Below are 12,852 nucleotides of genomic sequence, written 5' to 3'. Positions count from 1 at the left end.
ATGTTCGATGTCAGGGCCTTGAGGTTGGTCGGTTTTCTGAGCCGGGTCTGGGCGTCGACGAAAATGGCGCGAACGAGACTGTCCGTGGCCTTGCCGAGGTCCAGCAGCATCGCCTTGTAGTAATCAAGCTGCTCCATCCCTTCTTTCTTCGCGAGAGTCCCCCAACGGTAACCGTCCGGTAGACGGTTCTCTCGCAAGGCGCCGTTCTGGTCTCGCACCTCGGTCAGCATCTTTAGAAAGAGCAGGTAGGTTAGCTCAGTCACGTACTCGTTGTAGGTGACGCCATCGTCACGCAACACATTGCACAGCCCCCAGAGCTTGGCGACGATATCGGTGGTGCTGGTCATTGTTCATCCATATCTCTAACCACGCCCTTCGTGTTGAGAAGCGCATGCTTGCCTAGAAACTTTATTAGTATGGTCTCGATCTTGAGGCACAAATCAGGATCCGGGACCGACAGGAAGGCGCCTCGGACTACGAGTGGGGCTTTGAACCAAAAGCGCGTTTGATGATCTTTCACACGTATGCGCACGTTCTTGCTCGATTTGCCGACGTACACAGGACGGTCGGTAATGTCGTAGAACACGTAAACCCCACTTTTTTGGGGGACTGTTTCGAGATCGGACGGGGTGAAGTCAACCCACTCGAAGCCGGGAAGCGGGGTTGACTGGCTCTCGATTTCGGCCTCGACCGCACTTGGAACGACCTCGTTCAGTGCATCGGCAAGTTTCTTGCGGGTCTCATCTCGCGGTGAAACCGTATTGCCTTTCACGATGTTCCAGATGCCGGTGTATGTGATACCAGTCCTTTCAACGAGGTCTGATATTTTCAGCCCCTTTTTCGTCATCTCGGCTTGCAGCCACTCTCCAAACGCAGAGTTTTTCTGATCTGCGACCTCAGAGCCGTTGTCGAAAAACTCGTCTAGGTTGGTCATCACGCGATCCTTGTCCACAGCTGTTCGTTGATCCCGGCGAGAATGGTCTCAAGCTCACCGCCAAACACTTTGTTAAGCCGGTTGAACCCTCCGTCAGCGATGAATGGCTCTCTGTCTATAGCGTCACGATCTACGACGATCTCTTTCTCAACCTGTTCACCTATGCGAGCGAGCCATCGTCTCTGCGGATCAGTCCATTGGCGGCTCAACATGATGCGGCGCATTGCGGCTTGGACGCGGTCACCGTAGGGCGTCAGCGGGTCGCCAATGGCCGCTTGGCGAACGAAGCCGATGATCGAAGCGGCGATCTCCTCGTTTTTCGCATCGGCCCATGCGCGGCGCAGATTGGCCTCTGAGTAGCCTTTGCGGTCGAGGGCCAGGCGCAGGTCCTTTAGATCGGCGCGCGTCAGGTCACGCGGACGTTGGACCACAAGCTTTAAGGCGGCGATTGTGTTGATGTTGTCACGTACGAATGCAGAAAAGCCGTCGAGGAAGTCCTCCGGCCTATCAGCGTTGCCGTATCCGCGCGTCACAGCAACGACTTCATCGGCATGGTGCGAGATCGGCACGAAGCGTGGGTTGTCGCCATCTGCCTGCCAGTCAAGGATCGGACCGATAGCGGAGCGGTCCTTCAGCCACGCCGCAAGCGCGACGGCGTCTCCGGCCAGCAGACGCTGCAGCATCGCCTCCGGCGTCTCACCTGCGACCGCCTCGAACCGCTGTCGTGCTTCGTCGGGCAGCTTTTTCAGACGACGTCGCAGCTTCACTACGAGTTGTTCGCGGATCGTGTCGCGGTGATGACCATCGTTGGCCTCGATCATTTCGCGCACAAGCTGCTCGAAACTGATCGATGGATTGACCGCCACCGGTTTCATGTCGGTCAGGTTCTGCAGGTGCGGATAGAGGTCCACGGCGTCGAAGATGCGGAACACCTCTTTTCCGATCTCTGGACATTGCCGCGTCGCCCGACCGATCATCTGCTCATAGAGGATGCGGCTGTTGACCCGTCGCAAGAAGACGAGGTTGGTGATCTTCGGCACGTCGATGCCAGTGGTAAGTAGATCGACGGTGACCACAATCTGTGGGTTGGCGTCGTTGCGGAATGAGCGGATCAGGCTCTGCACTTTGTCGACGGTGCCGGTGATCTTCTTCACCGCCGCATCGTCGATCTCGCCATAGGTTTCGGCGAATGCCCTCTTGATGGCGTTGACCACTATATCGGCATGAGCGTCGGTGGCGGCGAAGATCAACGTCTTGCCGGGCAGCGCTGGGTCAATGTGTCTCGCAAGTTCCTCGGCGACCACGCGATTGAACTCGGGGGTAATGACTTGCTTGTTGAATTGATCGACCTCGAACCGGATTTCGTCGGGCGCGTGGGCAAGGTCGATCTCGCCGGTCTGGGTGTTCAGAAGGTCAAGCTGCTCGTCCTTCTCGAACTTGATCCCTGCCCGCGCCAGCGCCGTTTCGATGCGGATCGGCGGTTCATGGTCGATCAGATAGCCGTCGATCACGGCCTCGCGGTAAGAGTATCGGAAGATGGGCTCGCCGAAGATGTCGGTTGTGTGCAGCGCAGGCGTTGCCGTCAGGCCGATCTTCACCGCGTCGAAGTATTCCAGCACGCGCCGGTATTTGGAGATGTAGTCGTCTTGACCCCGGAAGCTCAGTTCGGCATCCGACATCTCGCGGTCGAGAAGATAGCCGCGATGACACTCGTCGATCACCATCAGATCGTACTGATCGACAGGCGGCGCTTCGGACGTGTCCGCTGCAAACAACACCCGCTTAACAAGCCCTTGGATGGTGCAGATGTGGACCTTGGTTTCTAGTTCAGGCGCCACGTCCTCCAGCCCCTTCAGGCCGAAGATTTCGGCGAAAGTTTTGCCCGACACAACCTTGGTCGTCGAGAACTCGCCTTCGGTCTGGTGACCTAGGGCGCTGCGATCCACGACGAAACAGATGCGACGAAAGCGCTTGGCCGACAGCAGACGATAAAGGAGAGCGATGGCGAGCTTGGTCTTGCCGGTGCCGGTCGCCATCGCTACCAGCATGGACCGCTGTTCGACTGAGAGAGCGGTTTCAACCGCCCGGATAGCCCCTTCCTGATAGGGGCGGAGCGGGAAGCCGAAATCGAATGGCTGGGCCTTCAGCGAAGCAGTGGCCGCGTCCTGATCGACCTCAAGCTGGCCAGCCAATCCCTCGGGCGTCGGCCAGTCCACCAATGCACGGCGATGATTGGCACTTCGGCGTGTATCTCGGAACCAGATGCCGCTCTCGGTTTCGATCTGCTTCAGATAGGACCGCCCATTGGCAGCGAACACGAACGGCACGCGATGCTCGCCCCAAGGACCGCCGGGTGTCACGAAATCGGACGACGGCGTGATCCCCGGCGAATAGCGTTCGGCCTGATCTATGGCCGCCGAGACGTTCTTGCGCCGCCGCTTGGCCTCAACCACACCAATCAGCATGGTGCCAACGAAGAGCGCATAGTCGGCAGGACCATTGGCAGTTGGCCACTCCGCAATTGCCATGTTGCGGCCCTTGGTTGGCCGGACACCGCCACTGTGGCGCAACGTCTTTGTATCCGCCTCCCAGCCGCGATCCCGAAGCTGTCTGTCGATTAAGGCGCGCGTTTCGGCCTCATCTAGGTCAAGCTTCGCGGCGGCATCTTCGCCGCGCGCTATCAGTTCGGCAACTTCAGATCGTGGCGCAGCTTCGGCGTCAGCCTGAAGACCGGCAAGCTTAATGGCAATCGCTGCTTTCGCCGCGTCAGTATCCAAATCGAATGCCTGCCACGAAGCAGGCGCTTCACTGAAGCCATAGTGTGATGCAGCCAGAGGCTCGGCTGCAAGGCTCGCCAGTTTCGCGAGGAGCGTGGCCTTCTCGGCCTCGTTCTGTTGAGCAAGTTGCTCCCATGTCACCCGTTCCTCGGCTTCGCGCTTTAGCCGCCCCTCCAGCGTTTCGCGAACATGGATTTGTTCCACCGCCTCTCGACGCGCAACAGCGACAGCACTCTCGCCCTCGGCGACTTTGCGGCGCAGCGTCTCGATCTCTTCCAGCAGTGGCGATGTGGCGTCGACCGGCTCCGGCGGAGAAACAAAAGGGCCAGGATTGAAGCTGGTCTGCCTGCCATAGGTTCTGTGGAACCATACACCTAGAGAGCGAGCAAACTTCAGCGAGGTCAGTGCGTGAGCGTGGTTGCCCTCCGCCTCATGGACGGCGGTGTTGCCTGTCTTGCGCAGTGCGTGAAATAGGTCCGCAACTTCCTTTGGAATGATGCGATCATATGACAGACGTCGCAACGTTTGCTCGAAAGTCTCTCGCTCGTCGCGGTAGGCCGCGTGGCGGGCTGCGATCAACTTGGCCAGATGCTCGGCGAATTGGCGGAGTTTGACGATAGCCGTCGAGGGGTCGTCGCGGAAATATCTCTCCGCAAACCCGCCGAGTGCCACCAGCCGCTCATCATGAGCGGCAAGAAAGCCAAAATTGGCCGACTGCATTCCCCCTCCAAGGCTGAGCCTTGCTTTGCTTACACCCTTTCACAAAAGAAGTTAGATTTCATCTAATCTTGTCTGTAGCCGAGCAGGCCTCTTTGCCCGCGCGCATGGATTAGGGGCCCCGCAAATGACCCCCACCCCCGCCTGCCGATGAACCGGGCGGGCGGGTGCCGGGGCTACCAGCGCGAGCCGAGCGGTGTCCTCGATCCTTCTGCCGCCTCATCTTGTTTGTGTCGTTCCGCCACGACTGGCTGCTTGGAATTTCCCAGATCATAGTCCATCGGGCCAGCCAACCAGATATGACAACGCCGTCACCGTCATCACATGCGGCTGCATCTGTTTCGACCGCAAGACGATCAATCTCAGCCTCGTCTTGCCGGCCAGTCCGTCGGCATCAAACAGGTTGAGGACCACTCGGTGCTCGCTGTCGTCGGAGCGGGTCTCACAAGACAGAACCGACGGATCCGCGACCGGGACGAGAATGCATTGCTGCAAACTCAAGGAGAGATCGAACGCATCGACATTCAGAAGCCGAAGAATTCCTTGCGCAACGCGTCTTCATATTTTCTCTTCAAATTCAGAACCTTACCCCGCACCTTGTCCTCGGCGAAATGCGCCGCTTCCCATTTGTCGACCTCGGCAACGGAATGGTTGACCGAGGCCAGATCCTCTTCCTGTTTGATCGCCGCTATCCATTCCTCGACCGCGGCCTTGTAGTCGCTTTGAAGTTGATCGAGTTCGGACGCATCGACTTGCATGGCACACCCCATTGTTGACGCCATCTTTGTAGGTCAGCCCGATGAACAAACTAAGACACCCGTGGAGGCATCAGTATGCAACGTGTTTCTGCCTTCCCGACACTACGTCAGCAGGCTGGATCTTCGCCCGTAAGCATGCAGGCGTGTCGCGAGGACTGCCCTGAATTGCCGAACCGCCAGTCATTCGTCACGCGACCGCTCGTTCTTCCGCGCACCGGGCCGCTGCCATCACAGGCACTTGATCCAAAGCAAAGTCCGGCGGGCAGAGCCCGATATGCTGGCGGTGTTCAACCATCGGATTCTTCATTGTGAGTTGGCTCATTCGCATTCTCCTGGCTGGCGCCGGTGTCGTGGCCGGTTGGTTCCTGCCGCGCGATCAGATCGGCTACACCATCATGCAGTTCGTGGTTTTCCTCCTGCTGGTCCTGACGGCCTCGGTTGTAGTCCTGTATCTTCCCAGGCTCCGCGGCATCTTTACTGGACCTTCAACCAAGAAGCCCGACTGATGCCAGCTGGCCGGGTCTCATTGATACCGACCTCATGCGCAAGGACGGCCTGAGCGCTGACGCGATTGAGCGGATCAGCGCGCGGAGCCGGTTGGGGACGGCGGACTTAAGTCGGATGCCGGCGGCGAAAAAGTCCTACCAGGCGAGGCATGAGTCTTGGGCCGCTATCGCCGGGCTCCGTTCCGGTGAATGCTCCTCTTGTCAACAACGCCGGTTCGGGTTCGTTTTTCCAAGCAGAACCTCCCAAAGACCGGCATAAGGAGGATCAAGATGCGCAAACTACCTTTAACCCGGATTTGCTGGCTCGCCCTGCGGGCTTCCGCGGCGCTCGCGCTGACCATCGCGCCCTATCATCTCACCTTTGACGGCGCCGGCGTCGCAAAGGTAGCCTCCGCCAGCGCCTACGCCGAGAGCGAAGGCGGCGGTGGCGGTGGCGAGGGTGGCGGCGGCGGTGGCGGCGGCGAGGGTGGCCACTCCGGCGAAGGCCATGATGGCGGCGACGACGGCGCAGGCCATGATGGCGGCGATGACGGCGCAGGCCATGACGCTGGCGACGACAATGGTACCGATGCCAGCGACGACGACACCCCACCGCCGGTGACCACGCCCTAGCATGGCTGGACTGTAGATATGAGAGCGCCGTCGTTGACCCGAATTTGCTGGTTCGTTCTGCGGGCCACGACGGCGCTCGTACTTACCGTGGCACCCTATCAGGTGACGTTTGACGGTACCGCCAAGGTCGTTCCTGCCGATGTCCGCGCCGAGGATGATGGCGGCGAGAGTGAAGGCGGCAGCGGCGGCAGCAACAGCGGCGGGAGCGGGAGCGGCGGCAGCAACAGCGGCAGCGGGGGTAGCGGTAGCAACAACAGCGGCAGCGGCAGCGGCAGCGGCGGCAACAGCGGCGGTGGTACAGGTCCCGGCAACAGCCACGTGAATCCCGAGACAGGCGACAAGGTTAGTATTCACGGCAGCACCATCCAGGTTGTCCACCCCGATGGCCTCCGGGAAAAGATCGAAAACGGCCGCTTCGTGATGAAGGATGCGCTTGGCCGCACAATCGTCGAGCGCGCGGCGACTGGCACCGATTTGGCCCGCCTGAAAAGGTTGTGAGGGCCAAGGGTTGTGAGAGCGGGGGAGTTTAGTAAGGCAACACTCGCTTCTCACCTCACCCTCGCCTTCGGGCGGGGGTGAGTTTCTGCGTCGGTACGGATTGCCGCCAGGGCTCGGCACCCGCCCTCAGCCGGTGCGGTCCTTCGCCTCGCGCATCAGCAGCGCGGCCTCGGTGCGGTTGCGCACATTGAGCTTCGACAGGACCCGCGTCATGTGATGCTTGACGGTCTTTTCTTGCAGCGCGAGCCGCCCGGCAACCTCCTTGTTGCTCAGGCCCTCCGCCACCAACCGCAGGATCTCGGCCTCGCGGTCGGTAAGCAGGCCCAAAGGATCGGCCCTGCGGTTGGCTGGCTGTAGCAGGTCCGACAGCAGTCTCGCCGACAGCGTTGGCGAGACATAGCTTTCGCCGGCAAACACGTCATGCAGGATTTCGGCCAGCATCTTGGAGCCGACGCCTTTCAGCACATAGCCGCGCACGCCGGCATTGAGCGCCTGGGTAACGTCAGCATTGGTCTCCGATACCGTCAGCATAACGATCTTCTGGCCGGAATGCCGGGCCAGGATGCTCGCCGCCGCGGCAAGTCCGCCGCCCGGCATGCTGATGTCCAGCAGCAGTATGTCGGGATGCTTGGCCGCGACCAGTCGCTCGGCGTCCTCGGCGTCCGCGCCTTCGCCAACCACTTCGAAGCCGCCGATCTCGGCAAGGCTGCGCGCAACCCCCTCGCGAAACAGTGGATGATCATCGACAATGGCAATCTGGATGATACCGGTCACGGCTGCTCCTCGACGGACAATGTGATCATCAGGCGCGTGCCTTTCGGGCCGGACGCGGTTTCGAAACGGCCGCCGATGCTCTCTATGCGCTCCCTTAGGCCGGCGAGCCCCAGGCCCTCGCTCCTTGCCGGATCGAACCCGGGGCCACCGTCCGACACTGTAACGAAAAGCTTGCCGGCTTTCGTCCCCGCCTTGACCGCCTGGTCCTTGCCTTGTCCATGGCGCCAGGCGTTGTTCAAACCTTCCTGGACGAAACGATAGATGCTGATCTTCTCGGAAGCGCCAAGTTCCGGCAACTGCGTGGGCAGCGCCAGCGATACCGAACTCGCCGTGCGCCTTTCGTGCTCGGCCACCGCCAGCCGCAGGATGTCGGCCACCGCGGCCGTTTCGATCTGCGGCAGCACCAGCCCGTTGCAGATGCCGCGGATCTCGCGCATCGCCTCACTGAGCGTCTTGTGGATGCCGGCCACCTCGGCTTGGCGCTGTTCGGCCGAGGCGTCGGGGTCCAGCAGCAGCGGGCTGTCCATCCGGAGCGCCGCCAGCGCCACCAACTGGGCCGGCCCGTCGTGGAGGTCAGCGCCGATGCGCCTGAGATATCGCTCGTTGATGGCGGTGGCGCGGCGCGAGGCACGCTGGACGCGCTGGCGCAGCGTCGAGTTCTGCGACAGCAGCGCCTGCAATTCCGCAACCTTTGCCTCTAGCGCGGTTCGCTGCGTCTCGATGGTGCGGCTGCCGCGAAAGACGATGCCCGAAAGAAGTGCGAGTGCCGCCGCCGTGGCGCCAGCCACCACCAGCCAGCTCGACCACAAGGCGGCGTTCAGCGTCAACTGGAAATCCTCGGCCACTTCGTAGAATTCGGAGACGGCGACGACATCGCCAGACCAGGGTTCGCGCACCGGATTGTAGATTTCCAGCAGCGGCACGCCGATGCCCTTTTCCCTTCTGCTTTCGGCGTCGTCGAGTTTGTTGAACTCGGCCACGACATTACCGTTGAAAGCGTGATCGAGGTTGGCGTTCGGCTCGAAAACCTTGCCGATCAAAGTCTTGTCCTTGGCGTAGAGAACCGTGCCGTCGCGCCGCCACAGCTTGAACGAGGCCAGCCGCTTGCCGAGCGCGCCCTGATCGAGCGTTTCGTCGAGCGCCTGCTTGACGCTGTCGCTGAGCTCGCGGCTCTTGCGCATGTCCGGCAGCAGCGGCGCGATCACGCTGTCGACATAGAGTGCCGTGGTGGCGGCGGAGTTGCGGATGACGCCTTGCCGTATCTGCGAAGTCACCCACAGTCCGACCACCAGCATCACCGCCAGCAGCCCGACGCCGCCGGCGACAAGGAACTGCAAGGCCAGCGAAAGCCTGTTCCAGCGCCGTATGAAGTCCTCAACCAATCGCACGATCCATCCTGACTGCCGCGATCATAGAGACTATGCAACGCTTGCGACATCGGGCTTCGGTCTTGCCTTGGGCAGGACTTTAGCCCGGCTATGGCGGTCGAGCGGTCGGGCCGGGAATTCGAGGCTTGTCATGGTGTGGAAGTGATTATGGGCGCTCCACGGTGGGACGTGAATAGAACTGCGACCTAGGCGACGTTTCGCCACAGCCAACCATGGCTCGGTCGACGCCGCTGCTGCGCGGTCGCCTTTCAGGCCGATCCAGCGGACTGGTGCCGGTGCGCCGCGATTGCGCTCAGAAAAACCTGCCCGAACTCCTTGAGCTTGGCGGCGCCGACGCCGTTCACTTCGGCGAAGGCGTCGAGGTCGCGCGGGCAGCGTTCGGCCATGTCGATCAGCGTGCGATCGGAGAACACCACATAGGCCGGCACCTGGCGCTCCTTGGCCAGACGCAGGCGCAGCGCCTTGAGCGTGGCCAGCAGCGAAGCATCCAGGCCTTCAGTGTCGGCAGCAGAACCCTGGGCGGAACGCATCTTGCCGCGCGAGGCCCGGCTGCGCATCTCGACGCGATAGTGGAACGGGACCTCGCCACGGCCGAGCGCATGGCCGTTTTCCGCGACGGCGAGGCCGCCATGACCGGCCGGATCCGGCATCAGAAACCCACCAGCGACGAGCTGCCGGATCAGCGACAGCCAGAAATCCCTCTTGTGTGCCACACCGGCCCCGAAGCTGGCCAGCCTGTGATGGCTCCTGGCCAGCACCTTCTCGGTTTCATGGCCGAGCAGGATGTCGATGACATGGCCCGCGCCGAAGCGTTCGCCGCTCTGCGCGATCGCGGCCAGGATGATCCGCGCCTCCGCGCCGCCATCGGCGCGCGGCGCCTGGTCGAGGCAGTTGTCGCAATTGCCGCAAGGCTGCGCTTCCTCGCCGAAATAGCCAAGCAGCACCTGGCGTCGGCATTGCGCCGTCTCGCAATAGCCGATCAGCGTGTCGAGCCGGCGATGCGAGCGCCTCTTGTGCTCAACCGACGCCTCCTCGTCGTCGATGAACAGCCGCCGCATGCGGATATCGCCAAGACCGAACAGCATATGTGCCTCGGCCTCCCGCCCGTCGCGGCCGGCGCGGCCGATTTCCTGATAGTAGGCTTCCAGGCTGCCCGGCATGTCGGTGTGGAAGACAAAGGCGACGTCAGGCTTGTCGATGCCCATGCCGAAGGCGATGGTCGCCACCATGACGACGCCGGACAAGGTCATGAAGCTGTTCTGGTTGGCGTCGCGCGCGTCCTTGCTCATGCCGGCATGATAGGCGAGCGCGGTGACGCCATTCTTCTCGAGGAACGCCGCCGTCTCCTCGGTCTTCTTGCGCGACAGGCAATAGACGATGCCGCTGCGACCGGCATGGCGCTCGATGAAGCGCAGCAGCTGCCGTTTGCCGTCCTGCTTGGCCTCGATGGCAAGCTTGATGTTCGGCCGGTCGAAGCCCAGCACCAGGGTTTCGACGCGCTCGGCGAACAGCCGTGCCTCGATGTCGGTGCGCGTGCTCTCGTCCGCTGTCGCCGTCAGCGCGATGATCGGCACATCAGGAAAAATGTCGCGCAGCCGCGACAGGTCTTCATATTCGCGCCGGAACGCCGGGCCCCATTGCGAGATGCAATGCGCCTCGTCGACGGCGATCAGGCGGACGTCGAGCCTGGCGAGCGCCTCGAGCATCCGTTCGGTCATCAGCCGCTCCGGCGCGAGATAGAGCAGGCGCGTCTGGCCCGAAGCCACGCGGCGCCAGGCGGCGACGTTGGCCTCGCGGTCGATCGAGGAATTGATCGTATCGGCGGCCACGCCGGCAAGGCGCAGCGCGGCGACCTGGTCCTGCATCAGCGCCACCAGGGGCGAGACGACGATGGTGAGCCCGCCCAGAACCAGCGCCGGAACCTGGTAGCAGAGCGATTTGCCCGCACCCGTCGGCATGACGGCCAGCACATGACGCCCGGCCAGCAGCGCCTCCATGACGTCGGCCTGGCCGGGACGGAAATCGTCGAAGCCGAACACGTCCTTCAGCACGCGCAGCTTGGGATCCTCGGCCGCAACGCTCATCGCGGATGCCTGCATCAGGCGGACACCGGGCTGGAACCGATTTTCGGCGGATTGGAGAGGACAAGGAAACCGATCAAGAGACTCTCCGCGTGGCGCCTTGCAGTAGCGCAGCCGTCATCGGACCACAACAGGAACAAGCCCGCACGGGGAGCGCCAGGCCACGGGAGCGCCGACGCTGACCGGTTGACTGGCCTGCTCGGCGAGCCTCGCCTTCCCCTGCGACACCTGCACCCCGCTGGATTCCTTCACGCGTCGCGATGTAAGCTTGGCTCGACAATGCAGGGAGAAGGCGATGCTGCAGACCAGACAGGATGCTCTCGGCGAGCGGTTCCAGTTGCAGCGCGCGGCCTTCGAGGCGCAGCCCTTTCCGGACCTTGGCGTCCGGAAAGACCGCCTGAAGCGCCTGCTGGCGCTCACCGAGCGGCATGAGGCTGACATCTGCGCGGCGATCGGCGCCGATTTTGGCGGCCGGTCGGTGCACGAGACGCGCCTGGCGGAACTGTTCGTCGTCCGCGCTGGCATCCGCCACGCGCTTTCCCATCTGAAAGGCTGGATGCGGGAGCGTCGTGTTGCCACCACCATGCCATTCCTGCCGGGCAGAAATCGCCTCGTCCCGCAGCCGCTCGGTGTCGTCGGGGTCGTATCGCCCTGGAACTATCCCTTCCAGCTCGCTGTCGCGCCGGTCACCGCGGCACTCGCCGCCGGCAATCGCGTGCTCGTCAAGCCGTCCGAACTGACGCCGGCTTTTTCCGCGCTGCTGGCGCGACTGGCCGGCGAGCATTTCGCGCCGGATGAGCTCTGCGTCATCACCGGCGACGCCGAGGTGGGAAGGGCCTTCGTGTCGATGCCGTTCGATCATTTGCTGTTCACCGGTTCGACCGCGGTCGGCCGGCAGGTCGCGATGGCAGCGGCCGCCAACCTGACCCCGGTCACGCTCGAACTCGGCGGCAAGTCGCCAGCAATCCTCGATCCGTCCTGCGATCTCGATGCGGCGGCATCCAGCATTGCCTATGGCAAGCTGTTGAATGCTGGGCAGACTTGCATCGCGCCGGACTATCTGCTGGTACCGCAAGGGCAGGCAGGCACAGTCGCCGCGAAGCTCGCAACCGCGATAGCGCGGCTCTACCCGACCTTGCGCGACAACCCGGACTATACCGCCATCGTCAGCGACCGGCACCACCAGCGTCTGCGCGAGATGATTGCCGAGGCGCGTGATGCCGGCGCCGATGTCATCGAGGTCAACCCGGCCCGTGAACAGTTCGGCTCCACCAGCCGGAAGTTGCCGCCGACCCTGGTCAAAAACCCCGGCTCGAACCTGCGGCTGATGCGCGAGGAGATTTTCGGACCGGTGCTGCCGATTGTCGAATACACCACCCTCGACGACGCGATAGACCATGTGAACCGGGCGGACCGGCCGCTGGCGCTCTACTGGTTCGGGCGCGACAGCGGCAACCGCCAGCGCATCCTGCGCGAGACCGTCGCCGGCGGCGTCACCATCAACGACTGCATGCTGCATCTGGTGCAGGAAAACCAGCCCTTCGGCGGTGTTGGCGCCAGCGGCATGGGTGCCTATCACGGCGAATGGGGTTTTCGCACCTTCAGCAAGGAGAAGCCGGTTTTCCTGCAGTCGCGCTTGAGCGCCGGAGGGCTTCTGCGCCCGCCTTACGGCAAGACGTTCGAGCGGATTTTCAGCCTGCTGCGGCAAATCACCTGACCGAAGCCTGTCTGTCGGAAAAACCTGGCCCGGGCGCGGGCGCGGCAGATCGTCTTTGACTTGCCGGGAGGGCTTCAATATCAGGCTTTG

At 62.4% G+C, this 12,852-nt stretch carries 11 protein-coding genes; 4 read left to right on the top strand and 7 right to left on the bottom strand.

Annotated elements, in window-relative coordinates; translation table 11 throughout:
• The 4 genes from OOJ09_RS09000 to OOJ09_RS08985 all read right to left on the bottom strand — a co-directional run.
• On the bottom strand, positions 1 to 347 hold a 347-nt coding region (locus tag OOJ09_RS09000; RefSeq protein WP_269904844.1), incomplete at its 3' end, for a type I restriction-modification system subunit M N-terminal domain-containing protein.
• Positions 344 to 934: a hypothetical protein gene (locus OOJ09_RS08995; protein ID WP_269904843.1), complete on the bottom strand. Its 591-nt coding sequence runs from the start codon at positions 932 to 934 to the stop codon at positions 344 to 346. The genes OOJ09_RS09000 and OOJ09_RS08995, both read right to left, overlap by 4 nt.
• Positions 934 to 4,431, bottom strand: a complete 3,498-nt coding sequence (hsdR, locus tag OOJ09_RS08990) for a type I restriction-modification system endonuclease (protein WP_269904842.1) — start codon at positions 4,429 to 4,431, stop codon at positions 934 to 936. The genes OOJ09_RS08995 and hsdR overlap by 1 nt, the downstream gene beginning before the upstream one ends.
• Before the next feature lie 521 nt (positions 4,432 to 4,952).
• Entirely contained in the window at positions 4,953 to 5,186 is a 234-nt protein-coding gene (locus tag OOJ09_RS08985) for a hypothetical protein (RefSeq protein ID WP_269904841.1), read from the bottom strand.
• A gap of 308 nt (positions 5,187 to 5,494) precedes the next feature.
• Here OOJ09_RS08985 and OOJ09_RS08980 point away from each other — a divergent pair, with 308 nt between their 5' ends.
• The 3 genes from OOJ09_RS08980 to OOJ09_RS08970 all read left to right on the top strand — a co-directional run bounded on the left by OOJ09_RS08980 (position 5,495) and on the right by OOJ09_RS08970 (position 6,802).
• Entirely contained in the window at positions 5,495 to 5,692 is a 198-nt protein-coding gene (locus OOJ09_RS08980; protein WP_269904840.1) for a hypothetical protein, read from the top strand.
• Between the two features lie 270 nt (positions 5,693 to 5,962).
• Positions 5,963 to 6,304 (top strand): hypothetical protein, encoded by a 342-nt coding sequence (locus tag OOJ09_RS08975; RefSeq protein ID WP_269904839.1) that lies wholly within the window; start codon positions 5,963 to 5,965, stop codon positions 6,302 to 6,304.
• Positions 6,305 to 6,322: 18 nt separating this feature from the next.
• Positions 6,323 to 6,802, top strand: a complete 480-nt coding sequence (locus OOJ09_RS08970; RefSeq protein WP_269904838.1) for a hypothetical protein — start codon at positions 6,323 to 6,325, stop codon at positions 6,800 to 6,802.
• Between the two features lie 126 nt (positions 6,803 to 6,928).
• Here OOJ09_RS08970 and OOJ09_RS08965 read toward each other — a convergent pair whose 3' ends face one another.
• The 3 genes from OOJ09_RS08965 to recQ all read right to left on the bottom strand — a co-directional run bounded on the left by OOJ09_RS08965 (position 6,929) and on the right by recQ (position 11,063).
• Positions 6,929 to 7,576, bottom strand: a complete 648-nt coding sequence (locus OOJ09_RS08965) for a response regulator (RefSeq protein ID WP_269904837.1) — start codon at positions 7,574 to 7,576, stop codon at positions 6,929 to 6,931.
• The gene (locus OOJ09_RS08960; RefSeq protein WP_420107499.1) at positions 7,573 to 8,964 is read right to left on the bottom strand and encodes a sensor histidine kinase; all 1,392 of its coding nucleotides are present in this window, start codon (positions 8,962 to 8,964) and stop codon (positions 7,573 to 7,575) included. Before OOJ09_RS08960 ends, OOJ09_RS08965 begins: the two co-directional genes overlap by 4 nt.
• Positions 8,965 to 9,212: 248 nt before the next feature.
• Positions 9,213 to 11,063: a DNA helicase RecQ gene (gene recQ, locus OOJ09_RS08955; RefSeq protein WP_269904836.1), complete on the bottom strand. Its 1,851-nt coding sequence runs from the start codon at positions 11,061 to 11,063 to the stop codon at positions 9,213 to 9,215.
• Between the two features lie 277 nt (positions 11,064 to 11,340).
• Between recQ and OOJ09_RS08950 the strand changes: the two genes are divergently transcribed.
• A complete protein-coding gene (locus OOJ09_RS08950) occupies positions 11,341 to 12,762 on the top strand; it encodes a coniferyl aldehyde dehydrogenase (protein WP_269904835.1) in 1,422 nt (473 codons plus the stop codon).
• Positions 12,763 to 12,852 lie beyond the last annotated feature (90 nt).

The organism is Mesorhizobium qingshengii, from assembly GCF_027563465.1.
Lineage (GTDB): Bacteria > Pseudomonadota > Alphaproteobacteria > Rhizobiales > Rhizobiaceae > Mesorhizobium > Mesorhizobium qingshengii_A.
Note: the sequence above shows the minus strand (reverse complement) of the source record. Positions and strands in the feature narration are given on the sequence as shown.

Coding starts and splice junctions, on each gene's coding strand:
- OOJ09_RS08995 (WP_269904843.1), bottom strand. CDS start 934: ATGACCAACCTAGACGAGTTTTTCGACAACGGCTCTGAGGTCGCAGAT.
- hsdR (WP_269904842.1), bottom strand. CDS start 4,431: ATGCAGTCGGCCAATTTTGGCTTTCTTGCCGCTCATGATGAGCGGCTG.
- OOJ09_RS08985 (WP_269904841.1), bottom strand. CDS start 5,186: ATGCAAGTCGATGCGTCCGAACTCGATCAACTTCAAAGCGACTACAAG.
- OOJ09_RS08975 (WP_269904839.1), top strand. CDS start 5,963: ATGCGCAAACTACCTTTAACCCGGATTTGCTGGCTCGCCCTGCGGGCT.
- OOJ09_RS08970 (WP_269904838.1), top strand. CDS start 6,323: ATGAGAGCGCCGTCGTTGACCCGAATTTGCTGGTTCGTTCTGCGGGCC.
- recQ (WP_269904836.1), bottom strand. CDS start 11,063: ATGCAGGCATCCGCGATGAGCGTTGCGGCCGAGGATCCCAAGCTGCGC.
- OOJ09_RS08950 (WP_269904835.1), top strand. CDS start 11,341: ATGCTGCAGACCAGACAGGATGCTCTCGGCGAGCGGTTCCAGTTGCAG.